The sequence below is a fragment of the Pectobacterium actinidiae genome, from assembly GCF_000803315.1.
GTDB lineage: Bacteria > Pseudomonadota > Gammaproteobacteria > Enterobacterales > Enterobacteriaceae > Pectobacterium > Pectobacterium actinidiae.
On record NZ_JRMH01000002.1, the window covers coordinates 305,784 to 330,258 of the forward strand.

The following is a 24,475-nucleotide window of genomic DNA, read 5'->3' on the forward strand; positions in this document are numbered from 1 at the left end:
CTGACTTAAGCACGCCTGGTTAACCAGAATGTGCTTAACGCCTTCTGTAACCCAATGAAAGCAAACAGCAGGAAGCCAATGACGATTTTTGTCCACCATGAGCTCAAAGTGCCGTCGAACGTGATATACGTCTGAATCAGGCCCTGAATCAGTACGCCAAACAGCGTTCCTAATACCGTTCCCACACCGCCGGTCAGTAGCGTACCACCGATGACAACGGCAGCGATGGCGTCCAATTCCACACCGCTTGCCGCCAGGGCATAACCCGCCGAGGTATAGAGCGAAAAAACAATACCTGACAGCACCGCTAGCGTACTGGAAAGCATGTAGATATGAATCGTCGTCCGCCTGACGGGCACCCCCATCAATTCTGCAGAATAGCTGTTACCACCAATCGCATAAACACGGTTACCGAAACGGGTACGATGCGCCATCACGATCCCCAGCAGTACCACAATCAACATAACCAGCGCCAGAAAGGTAAATCGCCCCCCGTCCGGTATGCGCCATGCTAAACCCGCCAATTGGTTATAGACCGGATGATCGATTGGAATCGACTCCTGTGAGACGATAAAGCTCATTCCTCGGACAAAGAACATACCTGCCAGAGTGATAATAAAGGCAGGCAATTTCAGCGTATCGATAATCCATCCCATCAACCCGCCAAACATCGCCCCCATCACCAGCGCTATTGCGAACGCAAAGAAAGGATCAATGCCATACGTACCGATCAATTTGGCCAGTAACACACCCGTAAACGCAATCACTGACCCCACAGAGAGATCGATCCCACCAGACAGGATGACAAACGTCATCCCAACCGCCACGATCCCCAAAAAGGCGTTATCCGTCAGTAAGTCAAAGAAAACGCGCGTTGAAGCAAAACCGGGAAACTGGCTAAGACAAAATAAATAGCCAGCAATGAATACCAGAACCGTCATCAACAGGGGGAAGTGGCGTTTCAACATTATGTTTTCCTCCTGAACAGGTGATGCAGCGAAATACGCGGAGATTGCATAACCAAAACCAGCAGAACGACGAGTGCCTTCAGAACCAGGTTGAATTCCGGCCGATAGCCCGACAGCAGGATGCCAGTATTCATACTCTGAATAATCAAGGCACCGACGACAGAGAGCAGTAAATTAAAGCGGCCACCGAGTAGCGAACCGCCACCGATAACGACAGCCAGAATCGCGTCTAATTCCAGCCAGAGCCCTGCATTATTCGCATCCGCACCACGGATATCTGCCGTGACGATAACGCCCGCTACGGCAGCACACACGCCGCATATGACATAAGCCGCGACTAATACCAGCTTCGTACTCACGCCAGCGTTGCGAGCCGATCGCAGATTAATACCGACAGATTCAATAAACAGCCCAAGCGCCGTTTTACGCGTCAGAACCCACAGCACCAGCAGCACTACGCAGGCAATAATCACTGGCATGGGTAGATAGAACAGGGTTCCGCTGCCCAACTTAGCCAACCCAGCGTTATCAAACGTGATAATTTGACCTTCGGTAATCAACTGAGCAATGCCTCGCCCGGCAACCATCAGCATTAACGTCGCAACAATCGGCTGAATCTGTAACACCGCAACCAGAAAACCATTCCACAGCCCACATAGGGCACCAACCAATAGCGCAGTCAGCAGTACAGAAGGCAGTGGATGACCAGCAGCGGTCAGTGTTGCGGCCGTCGCTCCAGCAATCGCCATAACTGCGCCCACCGATAAGTCGATACCGCCAGTTGCAATCACCAGCGTCATCCCTAATGCCAGCAGCGCAACGGGCGCACCGCGGTTAAGGATGTCGATAAGACTACCGAACAAGCGCCCATCCTGAATGTGGAGGGAGAAGAAATTAGGCGCGACCATGCTATCAATCAACAAGATGGCAACCAGCGCCAGAAGCTGTGGCATCCCTTTCGTGAACGTTAGGCGGACTTTTTTGGCAGGTTTGACGTTATTGTCTGTCATCATCTGCTCCCGTTTGTACTGCAATTGCCTGCATCACTGCGGCAACCGAGATCTCATTATGTTCGAGATGCGCAACGTGCTGCCTGTCACGCAGTACAATGATGCGATCCGCGTAACCAGTCAGCTCTTCCAATTCAGAAGAAATCACGAGTAAGGCCATCCCCTGCTCACACAGTTTTTCGATCAGACGAATGATTTCAGCATGCGCACCAACATCAATTCCTCGCGTTGGCTCATCCAGAATCAAAAAACGTGGTTCTGTTGCCAGCCAGCGCGATAGCAATACTTTTTGCTGATTCCCTCCCGATAGATACTGAATTTCCTGCTCTGGACTAGGCGTACGAATCCCTAATAGGCTGATAAATTTTTCAGCGATACGGGTTTGCTCACGTAAGGAAATGGGCTTCAGCCAGCCACGCTGCGCCTGAAGCGCCAAAATGATGTTCTCTCGTACCGTTGCTGCGCCGACAATGCCGTCAGTCTTGCGGTCCTCTGGACAATAGCCAAAACCCAGCTTTCCTGCCGCACGCGGCGTACGGATGTTTACTTGTCTGTCATCAACCCAAGCTTCACCGGCATCAGGCACGGTGATGCCAAATATCAGCTGAGCTGTTTCTGTTCTGCCGGAACCCAGTAAACCAGCAAGGCCAACAATCTCTCCCGGACGCACGGAAAGTTCAAAGTCATTAATCGAACCACGTCGGCCATAGTGTTTAAATTGCACAATGGGTTTACCCGAAAAATCACTGTGCTCACCACGTTTCAGTAAGGTTTCATCAAAACTGTGCCCCAGCATCATTTGGACTAATTCAATACGTGGTAATTCTTCGGCAGGCAATGTTCCAACTAGCCGTCCATTACGTAAAACGGTAATTCTGTCACTAATGCGGTAAACCTGATCCAGAAAGTGCGTCACAAATATCATTCCGATTCCGCGATCGCGCAATTTCCGCAATATATCCAGCAGCATATCGACTTCTTTTGCATCAAGACTTGCGGTAGGTTCATCAAGAATTAAAACTTTAGCGGAAAGATCGATAGCTCTGGCAATAGCTACAATTTGCTGAACTGCGATGGAGTAATTACCAAGCGGATGGCTAACATCGATCATCAGTCCATAATTCAATAAAATCGCTTTGGCCTGAAGCTGGATTTTATGTTGATCCACGATGCCCCAGCGTGTGGGTTCACGGCCAATAAATAGATTTGCCGCAACGGAAAGATTCGGTAATAGATTGACCTCCTGATAGACCGTACCAATACCCAATGACTGAGCATGGGCCGTATTGACAGGATTAATCGCGATACCATCGAGGATAATTTCACCAGTTGAACGATGGTAAACGCCAGTCAACGCCTTAATTAACGTTGATTTCCCTGCACCGTTCTCTCCTAATAGCGCCACTATTTCGCCACGATTAAGCGTGAAGTCCACTTGATCTAATGCTTTTACCCCCGGAAACTCAACGCTCATACCCCGAATATCTAACAACCGTGTCGTTTCCATCAGCATCACCTATGCGACAACTTAACAAGGCTACGTCACACCTGCGTAATATTATGGTAAGTAGGCTGGCAATATTCACTGTCTCGTAATTTAACGGTACAGAAAACATAGCAAGCCCACTTTCCCATATTCATATTTCTGCTAGGCATTTAGCAAAATTTATATCAATGATACATCCACAATATAAATATCAATAACCAAGGTCTTTCTTGGTTTCATATTCCTGTTTTGCCGTGTCAGGCAGTAATAAACGTGATTCGGTTTGAATGAATTTCTCAGGCTGTTTCCCATCCTTCTTCATCGCTAATAAAGCATCAAAAGCAGGCCCAGCCATATTAGGTGTTAATTCAACAGTGGCATTAGCTTCGCCATTCATCATGGCTTTGAAAATATCGGGAACACCATCAATCGACACAACTTTTATTTGTGAACCAGGTTTCAGACCAGCTTCTTTAATTGCCTGAATAGCGCCTATAGCCATGTCATCATTATGTGCATAAACCGCACAGATATTCTTTCCGTTCTGCTCAGCTTTAATAAAGCTTTCCATGACCTCTTTACCCTTACTGCGAGTAAAGTCTCCCGACTGTGAACGAATAATTTTTACCTGTGGATCTGAAGCTATACCTTCAGCAAATCCTTTCTTCCGGTTTATCGCGACGCTAGCCCCAACCGTTCCCTGTAATTCAACAACATTACAAGGCTTGCCAGCGGCCTCTTTCACAAGCCACTCCCCTGCCACTTTCCCTTCATAGACGCTATCAGAAGCGATAGCAGCGGTGTACAACGATGGATCGCTAACCTCAATCGTTCTATCAAGTAGGAACACTGGGATTTTTGCTTCTTTAGCTTCCTGTAAGACTGGAGCCCAACCTGTTGCGACGACTGGCGCAATAAATATGGCATCGACACCCTGAGCGATGAACGAGCGCACAGCCTTAATCTGATTTTCCTGCTTCTGCTGAGCATCAGCTATTTTTAATGTTATTCCACGCTTCTCGGCTTCCTGCTTTGATACTTTAGTTTCCGCAGAACGCCATCCTGATTCTGAACCAATCTGGGAAAAACCAACAGTTAAGGGTTTTGCCTGTACGGCACCACATAACACAGCGCTTACAGCAACAGCTACCAATAAATGTCTGTACATACTTAAACTCCTTCTGTGTAGTCTTACAGCTACTTAGTCAGATTTCAGGTACAACAGAGCGCTACGAATTTCTGCTATAGCGCTACCGATGTGATGTTGGCAGGTATCACTAACAAGTGAATGCGACCTGAAGGATCGTTCTGAAAACGATTTACCGCTCACTCAGGTTGTAGATAGTTTTAGTTCAAATATCGAACAAGGTAGATGAGCAAGTTCACAACCTGGTATTACGGTGATTTTGTACATATTTACAGCTAAATAAGCACGATCTGTCAGCAGAACATTAATGATTTTTATTCTTTAAATAACAATAGATTAGAGTAATTAGATATTCAGAGAAGGGAGATAACGAGGAAATCAAGAAAAGGGATACAAGGCAGGATCGGGCATAAAGTACAGATCAAAAAAAACCCTTCACGATAACGTGAAGGGTTTTATCTGGCAGGGGCGGAGAGACTCGAACTCCCAACACCCGGTTTTGGAGACCGGTGCTCTACCAATTGAACTACGCCCCTAAATTACGCTTAACATTATGCCTGCTAAAATTAGCAGGCATAATTTTTAATAAGTGGCGGAACGGACGGGGCTCGAACCCGCGACCCCCTGCGTGACAGGCAGGTATTCTAACCAACTGAACTACCGCTCCACCGAATTTCTCTACAACCACCGGATTGCTCCGGCTTACTGCTTAATTTGATGCCTGGCAGTTCCCTACTCTCACATGGGGAAGCCCCACACTACCATCGGCGCTACGGCGTTTCACTTCTGAGTTCGGCATGGGGTCAGGTGGGACCACCGCGCTATCGCCGCCAGGCAAATTCTGTTTCATTCCAACCGTCATGTCTCACTTTTTTGTGTCACATAACCACCAGAACCAATCCTAGAACAAGCTGAGTATCGTTTTTTATGAGTCACCCACAAAACACCTTCGGTGTTGTAAGGTTAAGCCTCTCGGGTCATTAGTACTGGTCAGCTCAACGTATCGCTACGCTTACACACCCAGCCTATCTACGTCGTCGTCTTCAACGGCCCTTCAGGGACATCAAGTGTCCAGGGAAGACTCATCTCGAGGCAAGTTTCCCGCTTAGATGCTTTCAGCGGTTATCTCTTCCGCACTTAGCTACCGGGCAATGCAATTGGCATCACAACCCGTACACCAGTGGTGCGTTCACTCCGGTCCTCTCGTACTAGGAGCAACCCCTCTCAATCTTCCAACGCCCACGGCAGATAGGGACCGAACTGTCTCACGACGTTCTAAACCCAGCTCGCGTACCACTTTAAATGGCGAACAGCCATACCCTTGGGACCTACTTCAGCCCCAGGATGTGATGAGCCGACATCGAGGTGCCAAACACCGCCGTCGATATGAACTCTTGGGCGGTATCAGCCTGTTATCCCCGGAGTACCTTTTATCCGTTGAGCGATGGCCCTTCCATTCAGAACCACCGGATCACTAAGACCTGCTTTCGCACCTGCTCGAGCTGTCACTCTCGCAGTCAAGCTAGCTTATGCCTTTGCACTAACCTCCTGATGTCCGACCAGGATTAGCTAACCTTCGTGCTCCTCCGTTACGCTTTGGGAGGAGACCGCCCCAGTCAAACTACCCACCAGACACTGTCCGCAACCCGGATTACGGGTCCACGTTAGAACATCAAACATTAAAGGGTGGTATTTCAAGGTTGGCTCCATGCAGACTGGCGTCCACACTTCAAAGCCTCCCACCTATCCTACACATCAAGGCTCAAGGTTCAGTGTCAAGCTATAGTAAAGGTTCACGGGGTCTTTCCGTCTTGCCGCGGGTACACTGCATCTTCACAGCGAGTTCAATTTCACTGAGTCTCGGGTGGAGACAGCCTGGCCATCATTACGCCATTCGTGCAGGTCGGAACTTACCCGACAAGGAATTTCGCTACCTTAGGACCGTTATAGTTACGGCCGCCGTTTACCGGGGCTTCGATCAAGAGCTTCGCCTTGCGGCTGACCCCATCAATTAACCTTCCGGCACCGGGCAGGCGTCACACCGTATACGTCCACTTTCGTGTTTGCACAGTGCTGTGTTTTTATTAAACAGTTGCAGCCAGCTGGTATCTTCGACTGGTTTCAGCTCCATCCGCAAGGGACTTCACCTACACACCAGCGTGCCTTCTCCCGAAGTTACGGCACCATTTTGCCTAGTTCCTTCACCCGAGTTCTCTCAAGCGCCTGAGTATTCTCTACCTGACCACCTGTGTCGGTTTGGGGTACGATTTGATGTTACCTGGAGCTTAGAGGCTTTTCCTGGAAGCGTAGCATTGGTTACTTCATCACCGTAGTGACTCGTCATCACGCCTCAGTGTTAACAATGACCCGGATTTACCAAAGTCATCCACCTTCACGCTTAAACCGGGACAACCGTCGCCCGGATAACCTAGCTTTCTCCGTCCCCCCTTCGCAGTAACACCGAGTACAGGAATATTAACCTGTTTCCCATCGACTACGCTTTTCAGCCTCGCCTTAGGGGTCGACTCACCCTGCCCCGATTAACGTTGGACAGGAACCCTTGGTCTTCCGGCGTGGCGGGTTTTTCACCCGCATTATCGTTACTTATGTCAGCATTCGCACTTCTGATACCTCCAGCAGCCCTCACAGACCACCTTCGACGGCTTACAGAACGCTCCCCTACCCAACAACACCTAAGTGTCGCTGCCCGCAGCTTCGGTGCATGGTTTAGCCCCGTTACATCTTCCGCGCAGGCCGACTCGACCAGTGAGCTATTACGCTTTCTTTAAATGATGGCTGCTTCTAAGCCAACATCCTGGCTGTCTATGCCTTCCCACATCGTTTCCCACTTAACCATGACTTTGGGACCTTAGCTGGCGGTCTGGGTTGTTTCCCTCTTCACGACGAACGTTAGCACCCGCCGTGTGTCTCCCGTGATAACATTCTTCGGTATTCGTAGTTTGCATCGGGTTGGTAAGTCGGGATGACCCCCTAGCCGAAACAGTGCTCTACCCCGAAGATGAGTTCACGAGGCGCTACCTAAATAGCTTTCGGGGAGAACCAGCTATCTCCCGGTTTGATTGGCCTTTCACCCCCAGCCACAAGTCATCCGCTAATTTTTCAACATTAGTCGGTTCGGGTCCTCCAGTTAGTGTTACCCAACCTTCAACCTGCCCATGGCTAGATCACCGGGTTTCGGGTCTATACCCTGCAACTTAACGCCCAGTTAAGACTCGGTTTCCCTGTGGCCTCCCCTAAACGGTAACCTTGCTACAGAATATAAGTCGCTGACCCATTTATACAAAAGGTACGCAGTCACCTAACAAGTAGGCTCCCACTGCTTGTACGTACACGGTTCAGGTTCTATTTCACTCCCCTCGCCGGGGGTTCTTTTCGCCTTTCCCTCACGGTACTGGTTCACTATCGGTCAGTCAGGAGTATTTAGCCTTGGAGGATGGTCCCCCATATTCAGACAGGATGTCACGTGTCCCGCCCTACTCATCGAACTCACAGCCTGTGCATTTTTGTGTACGGGACTATCACCCTTTACTGTGCGACTTTCCAGACGCTTCCACTAACACACAAACTGATTCAGGTTCTGGGCTCCTCCCCGTTCGCTCGCCGCTACTGGGGGAATCTCGGTTGATTTCTTTTCCTCGGGGGTACTGAGATGTTTCAGTTCCCCCGGTTCGCCTCATGACACTATGGATTCATGTCATGATAGTGTGTCGAAACACACTGGGTTTCCCCATTCGGGTATCGTCGGGTATAACGCTTCATATCAGCTTACCGACGCTTATCGCAGATTAGCACGCCCTTCATCGCCTCTGACTGCCTAGGCATCCACCGTGTACGCTTAGTCGCTTAACCTCACAACCCGAAGGTGTCTTGAAAGACACTATCGCGCTGCGATTATTTGAGAGACTCATTGACAGACTGACGCATCACTCACACCACATTACTGTGTGTCAGTATGTTCAGCTGTCATGTTTCAATTTTCAGCTTGTTCCAGATTGTTAAAGAGCAATATCGTAAACATGACTCCGAAGAATCATCTTTAAGATATTCATGATAATGTCTTTCACTCATTATCGGATTGGCGTCCCCAAGGGGATTTCGAAACCCCCTGTTACAGCCGTGAAAGGGCAGTGTCCTAGGCCTCTAGACGATGGGGACACGAAAAATCCGTACCGAATCAGAAATCCGGCACTATCGCGTCAGCATGAGTTTACACTCATCGCATCAACAGGTGCGCTTGCTCAGTATTTTCATCAGACAATCTGTGTGAGCACTTCACTAACACACATCTTCTTGGTAAGGAGGTGATCCAACCGCAGGTTCCCCTACGGTTACCTTGTTACGACTTCACCCCAGTCATGAATCACAAAGTGGTAAGCGCCCTCCCGAAGGTTAAGCTACCTACTTCTTTTGCAACCCACTCCCATGGTGTGACGGGCGGTGTGTACAAGGCCCGGGAACGTATTCACCGTAGCATTCTGATCTACGATTACTAGCGATTCCGACTTCATGGAGTCGAGTTGCAGACTCCAATCCGGACTACGACGTACTTTATGAGGTCCGCTTGCTCTCGCGAGGTCGCTTCTCTTTGTATACGCCATTGTAGCACGTGTGTAGCCCTACTCGTAAGGGCCATGATGACTTGACGTCATCCCCACCTTCTCCGGTTTATCACCGGCAGTCTCCTTTGAGTTCCCGACCAATCGCTGGCAACAAAGGATAAGGGTTGCGCTCGTTGCGGGACTTAACCCAACATTTCACAACACGAGCTGACGACAGCCATGCAGCACCTGTCTCACAGTTCCCGAAGGCACTAAGGTATCTCTACCAATTCTGTGGATGTCAAGAGTAGGTAAGGTTCTTCGCGTTGCATCGAATTAAACCACATGCTCCACCGCTTGTGCGGGCCCCCGTCAATTCATTTGAGTTTTAACCTTGCGGCCGTACTCCCCAGGCGGTCGATTTAACGCGTTAGCTCCGGAAGCCACCCTCAAGGGCACAACCTCCAAATCGACATCGTTTACAGCGTGGACTACCAGGGTATCTAATCCTGTTTGCTCCCCACGCTTTCGCACCTGAGCGTCAGTCTTTGTCCAGGGGGCCGCCTTCGCCACCGGTATTCCTCCAGATCTCTACGCATTTCACCGCTACACCTGGAATTCTACCCCCCTCTACAAGACTCTAGCCTGTCAGTTTTGAATGCAGTTCCCAGGTTAAGCCCGGGGATTTCACATCCAACTTAACAGACCGCCTGCGTGCGCTTTACGCCCAGTCATTCCGATTAACGCTTGCACCCTCCGTATTACCGCGGCTGCTGGCACGGAGTTAGCCGGTGCTTCTTCTGCGGGTAACGTCAATCGATGAGGTTATTAACCTCACCGCCTTCCTCCCCGCTGAAAGTGCTTTACAACCCGAAGGCCTTCTTCACACACGCGGCATGGCTGCATCAGGCTTGCGCCCATTGTGCAATATTCCCCACTGCTGCCTCCCGTAGGAGTCTGGACCGTGTCTCAGTTCCAGTGTGGCTGGTCATCCTCTCAGACCAGCTAGGGATCGTCGCCTAGGTGAGCCATTACCTCACCTACTAGCTAATCCCATCTGGGCACATCTGATGGCAAGAGGCCCGAAGGTCCCCCTCTTTGGTCCGAAGACATTATGCGGTATTAGCTACCGTTTCCAGTAGTTATCCCCCGCCATCAGGCAGTTTCCCAGACATTACTCACCCGTCCGCCGCTCGTCACCCAGAGAGCAAGCTCTCCTGTGCTACCGCTCGACTTGCATGTGTTAGGCCTGCCGCCAGCGTTCAATCTGAGCCATGATCAAACTCTTCAATTTAAGATTTGTTTGATTTGCTGAACTCGTCAGCGATGCTCAAAGAATTAAAACTGTTTATTCGTAATGAATTTACTGTTGTTCACTCTTCAAGACTTTTATATCGTAAGATACGGTCTTGTGAGTGCCCACACAGATTGTCTGATTATATTGTTAAAGAGCAGTGCCACTTCATCGGTGGCGCGGGCTGCATATACTATGCTAATCCGCTTTAAAGTCAAGTCATTACTGACGCTTTGTAAATCTTTTTCCTGTCACCACAACGCGTGTCGCTGTTGCCGTGTCAGTGGAGGCGCATTATAGGACTTCTCGGCGGCTGACAAGTGCTAAATGCAAAATAATTATCGTTTGTCTACTATTCACCCACAAAGCGATTAAAGTGGCAATTTTTCCAGCGAATCGAAGCCATAACGCTGCAATATTGGCCACAGCGTAGCGACTTTAGGCGTAATCGTCAGGCAATAAACCAGATTGTTATCCGTCGAAAGTGGAGGATTATCCAGATTAGCAATCAGCCATGCGGTTCTTTTGGCTATAGCCGCCCCCGAATCTACAAGACGTGTACCATCTGGCAAGGCCATTTTCAGTTCTTCTGCTAATAATGGAAAATGCGTACACCCGAGCACGACCGTATCTGGCGGTTCCGGTAAACGCAGCCAAGGGCGCAGAATTTTTTGCAATTCGGAAATAGAGATCGTCTCACCCTGCAATTTCGCTTCTGCTAACTCGACCAGTTCTGACGATCCCAATGACAAAATCTGGCAATCCGTCGCAAAACGGGCAATCAGTTCGTGCGTATAGGGGCGTTGGACCGTTGCGCGCGTCGCCAATAGACCAACAACACCGTTGCGTGTCAGCTTAGCCGCTGGTTTAACCGCCGGGACAACACCGACGACAGGGAAAGTAAAGCGCTCGCGTAACGCAGGAAGGGAAATCGTGCTTGCCGTATTGCAAGCAATCACAACCAATGCGAGCTGATGACGTTGTTGGACTGCGCTAACAATCTCAACCACGCGCTCGATAATAAACTGCTGTGATTTCTCACCATAGGGAAACGCTTCATTATCGAATGCGTATATATAGTGGAGATCCGGCAGAAGTTGCCGGATCTCATCATAAACAGACAGCCCGCCTACGCCGGAATCGAAAACCAATACAGTAGGACGGGATGGCAGGTTAGAAGGTATAGCTTCCGGTGAGATAGTATTCTCGCCCTGCCGTGCGGTAGCCATATGCCGTCTCATAATCTTTATCAAACAGGTTGGCGATTCTACCACGAACTGTCAGATGAGAGGTGATCGGATATGAGGCTGCGAAATCCCAAGTACTATACCCGCCGAGCTTAACAGGCTGAGCGGGGAAAACATCGAAATTAGTATCGGAACGAGCGCCTTGGTAAAGCCATGTCAACGACACATTTACATTATTTTCCAAGGTCGTAGAAAGTTCATACTTCGCTTTTTTATGCGCACGACGAGCTAAAGCTTTATCTGCCGTTTTATCCTTGGCATCCAAATATTCCAGAGTCACCTGATGCGACAACCACCATGTATCGTAGGCAGCAGTAAACTCAGCCCCGGTCATTACCGCTTTGCCAATATTATCGTATGTACCCAGCATCGGAGTAATCGAACGATAGTTGATTAAATTATCAACTTCATTACGGTAACCGGAAACTCGCCAGTTTACTGGACCACTTAAGCCTTCCACGCCAATTTCCCACTGCTTACTTTCTTCAGGCGATAAATTGGGATTGCCCTGCGAGTATGCCGTGTCATATATCTTGTCAAATGTTGGCGCTTTAAATGCCGTACCGTAAGAACCTACAATCCGGTAACCTTCAACAAACTCCCACGCAACTCCGGTTTGCCATGTACCATGCCGGCCATACTGTTGATTATCATCACCACGAACAGCTCCCTCTAACGTAACAGAGCCAAATTGTTGCTGGGTAGTCAGGTATACCCCTGTATTATCGCGGCTCTGAGCACTAGTGTACGCGGACATTCCCCCCGCTTCAGCGCGTTCATTGCGCCAATCCGCCCCCAGACTTAAGCTACCATTTCCAACACTGAAGACATTACCCCATTGCAGGTTACGTTGCTCAATTTGCGTAATGGTTCCGTTATATTTTCCGGTAGCATCGTTAAAATTCAGATCATCATAGGTTTGGTAGCTAGCTATTAATTGGCTGGAATATATACCTTCGTTGAATTTCAGCCCCGCATCATAATTTCGAGTATTCAAATAGCGCTTATCACTGCTACCGCTAAAAACGGCGTCATAATCCGTATTGTTGTCATATCCATAAGCACGGAAAAAGCCGGAAGTATTTTCAGAAAAGCGCTGTTCCAACGCTCCCCAAAAAGATTTACTGCGATAACCATCATTATCTCTGTCAATCGGTAAAGACGAGGAAGGATAAACATTATATCCATGAGTCGCTTCATAGCTTCCTGCAACACTTACTACAGTATTGTCACTCACATGGCCGCGTACTGACCCATCATAATTTTGATAAGCATGTGAGCCGTAACCAGCATTTAGCACTCCCCCATCCTGGGCACGTTCGGTAATAATATTAATAACCCCGCCGATAGCATCAGAACCATAAACGGCTGAACGAGGACCGCGGATATATTCAATACGCTGCACCAACGACATAGGTATCTGGCTAAAATCAACACTACCTGTTACGCCAGAAGATGCCAAACGAACGCCATCAATCAGTACCAATACATGGCTAGCACTTCCACCACGGATAAACACGGATCCAAGCTGTCCTCTGCCTCCATTCTCAGCAATATCCACACCCGGCAAGCGACGCATCACATCATTAAGTGACTTTGCCTGCCAGCGGTCAATATCAGCCCGAGTTACAATACTGTTTGCCGCCAACACCGAAGAAACCGGCTGTGCGAAACGGTTTGCGGTTACCACTATGTCATCGGTATTTTTTTCCGATGAAGAATTTGGAGATGAACTATTTTCCTGCGCCCAGCCAGAAAATGCCGTGACGGAAAGCGCCGTCAGCAGCGAAATTTTTTTAATCATTGTTTAAAGCATCCGAGAAATAATAAGGATGCCGCAGGTTCTGTTAATAGCACGCGATATGCAGAACCAATTGCGACGTATTCCGGCAGGTCTTCGGGCTTGGATGCCGTTGTTACCACAAACCGTCAACAGCGGTAAGGGATACAACGAAAGCGATGACTTCCCATCTATAAAAGACAGTGTCTGCATAAAATGCTATCGCCGGGGCTTTCCTTACCGCTGCGCGTCAGCTCCAGATTTACACTGGATTCCCTTTTGACTTGTGATACAAGGCCGGACGCTCATCCTACAATCGCACATTACGGAAGTCTAGACTTCTATCTCACTACAGGATAATAACGTAACAAAACTGGACTTCCTGGCCGGATTCCCTACAATTCCCGGCCAATAACACCCTTTTAGACGCTGTTCAGACGAGAAAACCATGACGCCAGAAATCCTGCCTATCGAACAATACGACGACCAACTTGCAGAGAAAACCGAGCGTCTACGTGGAATGATGGCACCTTTCAATGCACCGGAGCCTGTCGTCTTCCGTTCTCCCGTCAGCCACTATCGGATGCGTGCCGAATTCCGTATCTGGCACGAGGGTGATGAGCTTTATCACATCATGTTTGACCAGCAAACCAAACAGCGCATTCGGGTCGATCGGTTTCCGGCTGCCAGCGAGTTAATCAACCGCCTGATGCCGGAACTGCTTGCCGCCATTCAGCCTGATCCCATTCTGCGCCGTAAACTGTTCCAGATAGATTATCTGTCGACCATGAGCGGCGAAGTGATCGTTTCGCTGCTGTATCACCGCGCACTGGATGAGGAATGGCAGGAACAGGCACGCGCGCTGCGCGATAGCCTGACGGCGCAGGGGTTCCGTCTACAGTTGATCGGGCGGGCGACGAAAACCAAAATCTGCCTCGATCGCGATTATGTCGATGAATGTCTGCCGGTTGCCGGTCGGGATATGATTTACCGACAGGTAGAAAACAGCTTCACGCAGCCGAATGCGGCTATAAATATTCAGATGCTGGAGTGGGCGTTGGATGCGACAGCGGGATCAACAGGGGATTTGCTAGAGCTGTATTGTGGGAACGGCAATTTTTCACTCGCGCTGGCAAAAAATTTCGAACGCGTGCTGGCAACAGAAATCGCCAAGCCATCCGTCGCAGCGGCACAATATAATATCGCCGCAAACCAGATAGAGAATGTGCAGATTATCCGCATGGCGGCAGAAGAATTTACGCAGGCCATGCAGGGCGTGCGTCAGTTTAACCGCTTACAGGGTATCGATCTGACAAGCTACCAGTGCGAGACCATTTTTGTTGACCCGCCGCGCAGCGGGCTGGATGACGAAACGGTGAAACTGGTGCAGGCGTATCCGCGTATTCTTTATATTTCCTGCAACCCGGAAACGCTGAGCAACAACCTGCAAACACTCTCAGAAACCCACGACATTCGCCGTCTGGCGCTGTTCGACCAATTCCCTTACACCCACCATATGGAGTGTGGCGTGCTGTTGGAAAAGCGTCAGTAACCGCATATCAACTGGCGGGTGACCCCGCCAGCATCTCCGCTACAGCGTCTCACTCTCTTCTGCGGATACGGAATCCGTTTCTTTTCTGCGACGCAGCTTCAGGCCAATCCAGAAAACCAATACCACGCACAGGATTGAAGGAATAAAGTTCGATCCAATGGCAGGATATTCAACGCGCACGATGGCGCTGTAAATCAGTAATCCCAGCAGAAAACTGGCCGCTGCCAGCATCGGAATACCTTCTGGCATACTGTGGTTCAAATAGCGTTGATGCAGGCAGTAAATGGACAATACCAGCGCAATCAGGGGAAAAATCGAGAACGGAACAATGCTGCTGAACAGAGCGGCGAATGCGCCGTTTACGGATAAGCCCGCAATCAACGCCAGCACCAGCGTACCTTTTTCTTGATGAGGTTTGTCTGTCATGGTTTCTCCCTTTTCATGTTTTTGGTTATAGAGGATTTATGGCACGGTAAAGCTACTATCGTGTTCTTTCCTGTACCAATAATAAGCGCCTTTGGCGATCATCCGCAGTTGGAGTACTAGCCGTTCTTCTAGCTGTTTACGCTGTTCCAGGGAAACATCCAACGCTTCTGCCCCCGCGCTGAAAACAATGGTCACCATCGCTTCCGACTGCGCTTCCGCGAAACTACGGGGAATATGGTTTTCCACCTCAAGATAATCCGCCAATTCAGCGATAAAATGCTGAATTTCCCGCGCGACCGCCGCACGAAACGCCGCGGACGTACCTGAGCGCTCACGTAGTAACAGCCGGAACGCATTAGGATTATTGCCGATAAATTCCATGAAGGTGGAAACCGACGTCCTGATTACGCTACCCGTTTTGGCAATACGTTGCCGAGCCTGTCGCATTAACTGGCGCAACATCAGCCCGCTTTCGTCAACCATTGTCAGCCCCAGCTCATCCACGTCACGAAAGTGACGATAGAAAGACGTCGGCGCGATACCCGCTTCGCGAGCGACTTCACGCAGGCTCAGGCTGGCAAAACTGCGCTCAGCGCTTAACTGGCTAAATGCAGCCTCAATAAGGGAACGACGAGTCCGTTCTTTTTGTTGTGCTCTGACACCCATTATGCTGCCCAAATGATCTACTCCCCTTTCCAGAGGGGCACTATAGCAAACTTTATTGTCCGCAGAATGAGACAAAGTTTGCCATATTAAGAATGTGAGAATCTGTTTCCATAGTAAAGGCAGGGATGATTGGGTTCTGCCGCAGTCGATGTTACAATGCGCGATGTTAAGGCCACGTTATTAATTTGTATAAAAACAGGTTTAACCTACCATGACTCTACAACATCAATTCGATTACGATGCCATCGTTATTGGTTCCGGTCCGGGCGGTGAAGGTGCCGCAATGGGATTGGCCAAGCACGGAGCCAAAATTGCGGTGATTGAACGTCACTACAATGTCGGCGGCGGCTGTACCCACTGGGGTACGATTCCTTCCAAAGCCCTCCGCCACGCCGTCAGCCGTATTATCGAGTTCAATCAAAACCCCCTCTACAGTGACAACTCCCGCATTATTCGCTCCTCATTTTCCGATATCCTGCGCCATGCCGACAGCGTCATTGGTCAGCAAACTCGTATGCGACAAGGATTTTATGAGCGTAATCAGTGCGAGTTGTTCTCCGGAGAGGCCAGCTTCATTGATGCACACACGATTGCCGTTCACTACCCAGACAATACCCATGAAACGCTGACCGCCGCGAATATCATTATCGCGACCGGTTCACGTCCGTATCATCCGGCAGACGTCGATTTCGACCATCCACGCATTTACGATAGCGACTCCATACTGCAACTCGACCACGAACCCCAGCACGTCATCATCTATGGTGCGGGCGTTATCGGCTGCGAATATGCCTCTATCTTTCGCGGTTTGAGCGTTAAGGTCGATTTAGTCAACACCCGCGACAGGCTGCTGGCCTTTCTCGATCAGGAAATGTCGGATGCACTGTCCTACCATTTCTGGAACAACGGCGTGGTGATTCGCCACAACGAAGAATTCGAGAGTATTGAAGGGCTGTCTGACGGCGTTATCGTCAACCTGAAATCAGGAAAAAAGATGAAGGCGGACTGCCTGCTCTATGCCAACGGGCGCACAGGGAACACGGAAACGCTGGGGCTGGAAAATATCGGCCTGAGCACCGATAGCCGTGGGCAGCTCAAGGTCAACAGCATGTACCAGACGGCGCTAGCGCATATTTATGCCATCGGTGATGTTATTGGTTATCCTAGCCTGGCATCGGCGGCATACGATCAGGGTCGCCTCGCTGCGCAAGCGATCATCAAAGGCGATGCCAGCGCACATCTGATCGAAGATATCCCAACCGGTATTTATACCATCCCGGAAATCAGCTCCGTGGGGAAAACCGAGCAAGAACTCACCGCAATGAAAGTGCCTTATGAAGTCGGGCGCGCGCAGTTTAAACATCTGGCACGGGCGCAGATTGTGGGAATGAACGTGGGGAGTTTGAAGATTCTGTTTCACCGTGAGACAAAACAGATTCTGGGTATTCACTGCTTTGGTGAGCGCGCCGCTGAGATTATCCACATCGGTCAGGCCATCATGGAACAGAAAGGTGAAGGTAATACTATCGAATATTTCGTTAATACCACCTTCAACTATCCAACCATGGCAGAAGCGTACCGCGTAGCGGCGCTGAACGGGCTTAACCGCTTATTTTGACAGGTTTTCCATATAGCCCTGCATATGCTCGCGGATGGTATCAGCAAGTTGCTCATAGCGTCCGCGCAGCGGTGAACCGGGGCGGTACACCAGCGCGATAGTACGCTTAGGCTCCGGTTTATAGCACGGCAAATAACAGACGCCATCGCGCTCGCGCTCGCGCGGAACAGACAACGACGGCAGCAGCGTAATCCCGCTTCCGGCTGCAACCATGTTGCGCAATGTCTCAAGACTGGTCGCCCGGAAATGCGTATCTTCATCCGCTCCCGCCTGAAAACAGAACCCCATCGCCTGATCGCGCAGGCAGTGACCGTCTTCCAACATCAGCAGTTTTTCACCCGCCAGATCGGACATGGCCACGCGTTCGCGGTTCGCCCAAGGGTGATCCTGATAAATCGCCAGCTTCATCGGCTCGTCGAAGAGGGGAACTTCGATAAAGGCTTCAGACTCTTTCACCATCGCCAGAATGGCACAGTCCAGTTTACCGCTGTCCAACTGAGCCAGCAGTTGATGGGTTTGCGCTTCGTGTAGGTACATTTCGAGTTTGGGAAACGTGCGATGCAACATCGGAATAATTTGTGGCAGCAGATAAGGCCCCACAGTGGGGATCAGCCCGATATGCAGCGGCCCCGACATGGTTTCGCCCTGCTGGCTCGCCATCTCTTTTAATACCTTGACCTCGCGTAATACCGTTCGCGCCTGCTCGACCAACAGCAGCCCGGCCTGTGTAAACAAGACCTTGCGACTGGTTCGTTCCAGCAGCATCACGCCGAGCTCATCTTCCAATTTACGAATCTGTCCACTGAGTGTTGGCTGACTCACATGGCAGGAATCTGCCGCACGCCGAAAGTGACGATGTTCTGCCAGCGCGACAAGATACTCTAAGTCCCGAATATTCATTATTATTCTCCTTATCATGATAGCTAACAGCGATAGATAGGATATCAATGAACGATAATCCCTATCAACATCCAAAATGAATAATATATCCCACCGAAACGTGCTTGCTTATTCCAGCCACCTGTCACGCTATACCGAGCAGGCTAATATATTCAAGTGATTTGACGATGACAGCATTTTGTGTCTTTCGGCCTACGGGACAAGCATGATGGATACGAGGAGATTCGATACATCGGCCGATAATTCACAGTGTGAATAGGCGCAAAGCGACAAAAATGGATGGGAATAGAAAGGTTTGTAAGAACGGCGGTCAACGACGTAACAGGAGTGTTATTCAGTCCCTTAAGGTAAGCCAAAATGCGTGAATAGGAATCTCATCCCTGAGACTCCTCCTTTTCAGAGCCGCCGTAAGTGACGTTGACAGGCATTCCGGTGCCGTTACTCTTCGTCACCGCGTTGCGGCCTCTTTCTTCCTGAAATCTTGCTTGTCGCCTCAGCGTGCCACATCAGGGCGGACGCCCAGCGTATGGCAAATGGCGTAGCTCAGCTCAGCGCGATTCAACGTATAGAAGTGGAAATCTTTTACCCCTTCACGGCTCAGAATTTTCACCATGTCCATAGCGATAGACGCCCCCACCATTTTGCGAGTTTCGGGATCGTTATCCAGACCTTCAAACATGCTTGTCATCCAGTTTGGCACACGGACATTGGTCATCGTGGCAAAACGTTGCAGCTGTTTGAAATTCGATACGGGCAGAATGCCCGGCACAATTTCCACATCGATGCCTGTCGCCACGCAGCGGTCACGGAATCGCAGATAGCTTTCCACGTCGAAAAAGAACTGTGTGATCGCACGGTTCGCGCCAGCATCAATCTTGTGTTTCAGGTTAATCAAGTCAGCCTGTGCACTTTTCGCTTCAGGGTGTACCTCAGGATAGGCGGCAACGGAAATATCGAAATCACCGACGTCTTTCAGCAGGGAAACCAGATCCGCCGCGTACATGTCCGGTTTGCCACCTTCAGGAGGCAAATCGCCGCGCAATGCAACAATGTGGCGGATGCCACTCTCCCAGTAGTCCTGAGCGATTTCACGCAGTTGTTCACGCGAAGCGTCGATACAGGTCAGGTGAGGTGCGGCTTCCAGACCGGTACGCTCTTTAATCGTTTTGATAATGCTGTGAGTACGGTCACGCTCGCCAGAATTCGCCCCGTAGGTCACGGAAACAAACTTGGGCTTCAGGCTGCTCAGTCGATCGATAGAGCTCCACAGGGTTTCTTCCATATCGCTGGTACGTGGCGGGAAAAATTCAAATGACACATTAATCCGTCCCTGCAATTCCGCCAGACTTTGATTCAGCGCTTCCCGCTGGTTTGCGTGAAAAAAGCTCATACCTGCTACCCCGTTGACCGTGATTGTTATTATCATTCTTTACACGTCTATACGTTTAGACGTCTATATAGAAAATGACGTAATCTGCTTAAAGAGTCAACGATTTTCAGCGTTACGGGAGGTGATGATTGCTCACGATAAATGAAAAAAGTTCATGATGAGAGGTGTGTGAAAAGGTGAGGATCACTATGTCGCTTGCGCATTGGCCATCTCCCCATGCGCGGAGACGGCCAACAATGATGTCGCGATGACAGCAGGTTCTACAACAACTGTGCCAAACGGTTTAGGTCAGATTGAAGCGCACCCGCCGTGACATCGCGCCCCGCGCCCGGCCCTCGAATAACGAGCGGGTTATCCCGATACCAGCGGCTTTCAATCGCAAACACATTATCACCCGGCAAGAGCGAAGCCAGCGGATGGTCGGGGCGAACCGCCTCAACGCCAACACGAGCCTTGCCATTACTATCAAAGCGCGCAACGTGACGCAGAACCAAACCCATTTCCTGTGCCGCTTCCAGGCGTTGCAACATCTGTTCGTTCAGCGAATCGCCGTTCTCGAAGAAGTAATCGACAGACCCCTGTTCACAGCCCGGCGGCACCAGCGACTCAACCCGCACCTGACTCGGTTCGATATCATAGCCAGCCTCACGAGCCAGAATCACCAGCTTGCGCATCACATCCTGACCGGAAAGGTCAACACGCGGATCGGGTTCGGTCAGCCCCTGCTGGCACGCCTGATCGACCAGCTCGGTGAACGGCACAGTGCCATCAAACTGCAAGAACAACCAAGAGAGCGTGCCGGAGAAAATCCCGCTAATCGCCAGAATACTGTCACCACTTTCCCGCAAATCGCGTACCGCAAAGTTGACGGGCAATCCTGCGCCGACGGTCGCGTTATACAACCAATGACGATCCGTTTTCGCGAACGCGTCGCGGATCTGGCGATAGTTATTGCCGCCTGATGCACCCGCCAGTTTATTGGCGCTGATGACGTGGAAACCATAGCTGGCGAAATCCAGATACAGATCGGCGACCGACTCACTGGCAGTAACATCCAGCACCACCAAATCATCGAAGGGGTGCGCACGCATCCACAGGAACAGATCTTCACCATCCCGCTCCTGCGCTTCACTTTCGAAGAAAGCCAATGCACGGCTGGTATCCAGCCCGTCATAATTCAGCAGGCTGCGCGTACTGTCCACCACGCCAGCGAGTACAAACTCAAAACCGGTACGTGCAGACAGGTTACTCTGCTCACGCGCAAACAGCTCCAGCCAGCGTGAACCTATATTTCCTTTGCCGAACAGCACCAAACCGATGCGTTTCTCTGCCCGGAACAGCGAATGGTGCAGCCCACGAATCAAATGCTCCGTCGGTCCAACGCGCAGCACGGCAACCAGACTGATGCCATCATCGGCCTGACGGACAAATTCAATCGGCTGATCTTTCAACTGCTGATAGAAACGGTGGCTGTGCAGCGGATTTTTACCCACGCCCGCACCGACCATCGCGACCATCGCCAACCCATCACGTTGGCTGAGTTCTACTGGCAGATTGGCCTGTGTCAGCAACTGTAATGCGCTCTCCACCACTTCCGAGGTGTAGCACAGTTGCAGCAGGTTACGATCCTGATGAACGCCGATCGCCAGCGGTTTCAACTGCGCACGGTTCAGAAGCTGTTCGATTTCTTTTTGCAGCAGCGCGAAATCGTGTTCGGAAGGAACCTGAACTTCAATCAGGCAGACGTCGTCGTGGCTGGTGACAATTTTGGCACCCGTACCCGACGCCAACACGCGTTCAATACGCGTCGACCCTTGTTCAGGCTGATAGCTGCAACGCAGCTGCAAATCAATATCGCTGCCGGAAACAGGCTGTAAGGTACGCGTATGCAACACGGGTGCAGCCAGACGTGCCAGTTCACTGGCTTCATCCAGACGCAGCAGTGGCAACAGGCAGGCATCTTTCACTTTGCGTGGGTCAGCGCTATACACCCCCGCGACATCACTCCAGATGGTCACGCGTTCCACGCCCGCCAACGCACCAATTTGTGTGGCGGAATAGTCACTTCCATTACGCCCCAGCAGCACCGTTTCACCGGCGTCATTGCGGCTGATAAAACCGGTTACCACTAAACGCTGCCCTGCATGTTGCGTCAGATATTGCTGCAACAGAGGCCAGGAACGGCCTTCATCAACCTGCGGCTGCGCGGCACGCTCAGCACAGAGAAAATCTCGCGCATCCAGCCACGCTGCCTTCATATCCCGGTGATTCAGCACGGCGGACATCAGACGCGCCGACCAGATTTCACCGTGCCCGACAACTTCGGCGTAAACAGCATCCGTAATCTTGCTATCCAGCAGCGCAGCCAAACGCTCCAGATCGCGAATAAACTGGGTTGTCAGCGCTTCTGCCTCTTGCGCAGGCAGAAGCCCGGCAATCAGTTCACTGTGGTAGCGGCGTAATGCCTGCTGAACCTGATGCGCCGACAGACGATCGCTCTGGCTCAGTTTCAACCAGCTAATCAGCTGGTTTGTGGTACTGCCTGCGGCAGACACCACCATCAAATCACCGGGGTGGCTATACTCCGCCATAATACCGGCTACGCGCAGGTAACACTTCACATCGGCCAGACTGCTACCGCCAAACTTATGCAGCTGTCGGCCTGTTACCGATGGCGCTACTCCTAATGCACTCATTCTTACCTCTTGGCAGCGGCTTGAAACGCACGATCCAGATCGGCAACCAGATCATCGCCGTCTTCAATGCCGGTGGAAATACGCAGTAATGTTTCAGATATACCCGCTGCGGCACGCGCTTCTGGCGCCATACCGGCATGCGTCATCGTTGCCGCATGAGAGATGAGGCTTTCAACCCCACCTAGCGATTCTGCTAGCGTGAACAGCTCCAGCGACGCCAGAAAACGCCGCAGGGTGTCTTCATCTCCATCCAGCTCAAAACTTAGCATAGCGCCAAAACCGGATTGTTGACGGCGGGCAATATCATGGCCGGGATTGTTCGGCAGTGAAGGATGGTACAGCGCCTTCACCAACGGCTGCGTCTGTAAGAACTCAACCACTTGTTGCGCATTACGCTGCGCGGCGGCCATACGTGGCGATAAGGTACGCAGACCACGTAGCAACAGATAGCTGTCAAACGCCGCCCCCGTCACACCGATATTGTTCGCCCACCAGGCCAGTTCAGTAACGGTATCAGCATCTTTGGCGATCACTGCCCCCGCCACCACATCAGAGTGACCATTCAGGTACTTGGTGCATGAATGCACCACCAGATCGGCACCCAGTTCCAGCGGCTTCTGCAACGCCGGGCTCAGGAAGGTGTTATCCACCACACTGACCGCGCCAGCGTCCCTCGCCGCCTGACAAATCGCGGCAATATCCACAACGCGCAGCAGCGGATTGCTCGGGCTTTCCACCAGCACCAGCTTAGGCTTTTCTGCCAGCGCCGCGTTGAGCGCATCGGTATCACTTTGATCGACAAATTTGACGCGAAACGCACCGCGCTTGCTCAGACTGTCAAACAGACGATAGCTGCCGCCGTAGCAATCATGCGGCGCCACCAGCAGATCGCCGGGACGCAGGAACACCGTGCAAACCAGCATAATCGCCGACATTCCGCTGCTCGTCATTACCGCACCTGCGCCACCTTCCAGTTCGGCAAGCGCACGCTGCACGACATCACGCGTGGGGTTACCGCGACGCGAATAGTCGTGTACGCGTGGCTGGTTGAATCCGGTAAAGTTATACGTGCTGGAAAGGTGAATGGGAGGGACGACGCAGCCATACTGCTCATCATCATTTAACCCACTGCGGACTGCGATCGTTGCCTGTTTACGCGTCATCGGCTCATTTCCTGGCTGGAGGCTGAAAAGATAGGAACTTAAGAGTAAACGCAGTTTTAATAGACGTCAACACATCTAGACATCTAAACTTCTTTGCGTATAGATTGAGCATAAGCATAATAACCGCTAGAATTGTGGCATTTCATGACAGATGCTGTCTTCATTAGATTAATTTTTAAGGTATCCCATGGCTGAGTGGAACGGCGAGTATGTCAGCCCTTACGCTGAACACGGTAAAAAAAGCGAGCAAGTCAAGAAGATAACAGTATCTATCCCACTGAAAGTATTGAAGATACTGACTGACGAGCGCACGCGTCGTCAGGTGAACAACCTGCGCCATGCCACTAACAGCGAGCTGCTGTGCGAGGCGTTTCTGCACGCGTTCACGGGACAACCGTTACCGAATGACGAAGACCTGCGTAAAGAACGCAGCGATGAAATTCCTGAAGCCGCGAAAATCATCATGCGTGAAATGGGCATCGACCCGGATACGTGGGAATACTGATCGCGTTTGCACTATCGATTTTCTTGCTAACCCCGCATACTCTGGCGGGGTTTTGCTATGCAGAGAAT

At 50.8% G+C, this 24,475-nt stretch carries 15 protein-coding genes, 3 tRNA genes, 3 rRNA genes and 1 riboswitch; of the genes, 3 read left to right on the forward strand and 18 right to left on the reverse strand.

The annotated features are described in order from the left end of the window. Positions 1-5 precede the first annotated feature (5 nt). The 12 genes from yjfF to btuB form a co-directional block, all read right to left on the reverse strand. On the reverse strand, positions 6-968 hold the full coding sequence (gene yjfF / locus KKH3_RS18920; protein ID WP_039363292.1) for a galactofuranose ABC transporter, permease protein YjfF: 963 nt from the start codon (positions 966-968) through the stop codon (positions 6-8). Next, a complete protein-coding gene (ytfT, locus tag KKH3_RS18925) occupies positions 968-1,978 on the reverse strand; it encodes a galactofuranose ABC transporter, ATP-binding protein YtfT (RefSeq protein WP_039363295.1) in 1,011 nt (336 codons plus the stop codon). The genes yjfF and ytfT overlap by 1 nt, the downstream gene beginning before the upstream one ends. Further along, positions 1,965-3,485, reverse strand: coding sequence for a galactofuranose ABC transporter, ATP-binding protein YtfR (ytfR, locus tag KKH3_RS18930; RefSeq protein ID WP_039364354.1), 1,521 nt, complete (start codon positions 3,483-3,485; stop codon positions 1,965-1,967). The genes ytfT and ytfR overlap by 14 nt, the downstream gene beginning before the upstream one ends. Before the next feature lie 190 nt (positions 3,486-3,675). Next, complete coding sequence (gene ytfQ / locus KKH3_RS18935; RefSeq protein WP_039363298.1) at positions 3,676-4,632, reverse strand: galactofuranose ABC transporter, galactofuranose-binding protein YtfQ; 957 nt, start codon at positions 4,630-4,632, stop codon at positions 3,676-3,678. A gap of 439 nt (positions 4,633-5,071) precedes the next feature. Continuing rightward, positions 5,072-5,147 (reverse strand) — tRNA-Trp (locus KKH3_RS18940). A 54-nt stretch (positions 5,148-5,201) separates the two neighbouring features. Beyond that, positions 5,202-5,278, reverse strand: a tRNA-Asp gene (locus KKH3_RS18945). Positions 5,279-5,330: 52 nt separating this feature from the next. Beyond that, a 5S ribosomal RNA gene (rrf, locus tag KKH3_RS18950) occupies positions 5,331-5,446 on the reverse strand. Between the two features lie 124 nt (positions 5,447-5,570). Further along, positions 5,571-8,481 (reverse strand): 23S ribosomal RNA (locus KKH3_RS18955). A 227-nt stretch (positions 8,482-8,708) separates the two neighbouring features. Then, positions 8,709-8,787: transfer RNA gene (locus KKH3_RS18960), tRNA-Glu, on the reverse strand. Positions 8,788-8,926: 139 nt separating this feature from the next. Further along, positions 8,927-10,464, reverse strand: a 16S ribosomal RNA gene (locus KKH3_RS18965). The 16S, 23S and 5S rRNA genes sit together here with 3 tRNA genes alongside, the layout of an rRNA operon. Positions 10,465-10,835: 371 nt before the next feature. Beyond that, a complete protein-coding gene (gene murI / locus KKH3_RS18970; protein ID WP_039363301.1) occupies positions 10,836-11,693 on the reverse strand; it encodes a glutamate racemase in 858 nt (285 codons plus the stop codon). Continuing rightward, positions 11,638-13,515, reverse strand: a complete 1,878-nt coding sequence (gene btuB / locus KKH3_RS18975; protein ID WP_039363303.1) for a TonB-dependent vitamin B12 receptor BtuB — start codon at positions 13,513-13,515, stop codon at positions 11,638-11,640. The genes murI and btuB overlap by 56 nt, the downstream gene beginning before the upstream one ends. Positions 13,516-13,582: 67 nt before the next feature. Beyond that, positions 13,583-13,806, reverse strand: a riboswitch (cobalamin riboswitch). 133 nt (positions 13,807-13,939) lie between these two features. On the opposite strand from btuB, the gene trmA reads away from it, so the two are divergent. Continuing rightward, positions 13,940-15,043 carry a tRNA (uridine(54)-C5)-methyltransferase TrmA gene (gene trmA / locus KKH3_RS18980; protein WP_039363306.1) on the forward strand — a complete coding sequence of 368 codons (1,104 nt, stop codon included), beginning with the start codon at positions 13,940-13,942 and terminating at the stop codon, positions 15,041-15,043. A gap of 39 nt (positions 15,044-15,082) precedes the next feature. On the opposite strand, the gene KKH3_RS18985 is transcribed toward trmA, so the two are convergent. Together KKH3_RS18985 and fabR are read right to left on the reverse strand one after the other, a co-directional pair. Continuing rightward, the gene (locus KKH3_RS18985) at positions 15,083-15,469 is read right to left on the reverse strand and encodes a YijD family membrane protein (RefSeq protein ID WP_039363309.1); all 387 of its coding nucleotides are present in this window, start codon (positions 15,467-15,469) and stop codon (positions 15,083-15,085) included. A gap of 36 nt (positions 15,470-15,505) precedes the next feature. Beyond that, on the reverse strand, positions 15,506-16,135 hold the full coding sequence (gene fabR / locus KKH3_RS18990) for an HTH-type transcriptional repressor FabR (protein ID WP_010308157.1): 630 nt from the start codon (positions 16,133-16,135) through the stop codon (positions 15,506-15,508). Positions 16,136-16,346: 211 nt separating this feature from the next. Between fabR and sthA the strand changes: the two genes are divergently transcribed. Next, entirely contained in the window at positions 16,347-17,753 is a 1,407-nt protein-coding gene (gene sthA, locus KKH3_RS18995) for a Si-specific NAD(P)(+) transhydrogenase (protein ID WP_039363312.1), read from the forward strand. On the opposite strand, the gene oxyR is transcribed toward sthA, so the two are convergent. From oxyR to metB, 4 genes are all read right to left on the reverse strand, one after another. Next, positions 17,745-18,653: a DNA-binding transcriptional regulator OxyR gene (oxyR, locus tag KKH3_RS19000; protein WP_010281486.1), complete on the reverse strand. Its 909-nt coding sequence runs from the start codon at positions 18,651-18,653 to the stop codon at positions 17,745-17,747. The genes sthA and oxyR overlap by 9 nt on opposite strands. A 493-nt stretch (positions 18,654-19,146) precedes the next feature. After that, the gene (metF, locus tag KKH3_RS19005; RefSeq protein WP_039363315.1) at positions 19,147-20,043 is read right to left on the reverse strand and encodes a methylenetetrahydrofolate reductase; all 897 of its coding nucleotides are present in this window, start codon (positions 20,041-20,043) and stop codon (positions 19,147-19,149) included. A 260-nt stretch (positions 20,044-20,303) separates the two neighbouring features. Continuing rightward, entirely contained in the window at positions 20,304-22,739 is a 2,436-nt protein-coding gene (locus KKH3_RS19010) for a bifunctional aspartate kinase/homoserine dehydrogenase II (protein WP_039363319.1), read from the reverse strand. Between the two features lie 2 nt (positions 22,740-22,741). After that, positions 22,742-23,902: a cystathionine gamma-synthase gene (gene metB, locus KKH3_RS19015; protein ID WP_039363322.1), complete on the reverse strand. Its 1,161-nt coding sequence runs from the start codon at positions 23,900-23,902 to the stop codon at positions 22,742-22,744. 187 nt (positions 23,903-24,089) lie between these two features. Here metB and metJ point away from each other — a divergent pair, with 187 nt between their 5' ends. Then, positions 24,090-24,407: a met regulon transcriptional regulator MetJ gene (gene metJ / locus KKH3_RS19020; RefSeq protein WP_005973355.1), complete on the forward strand. Its 318-nt coding sequence runs from the start codon at positions 24,090-24,092 to the stop codon at positions 24,405-24,407. The last annotated feature ends 68 nt before the right edge of the window (positions 24,408-24,475 follow it).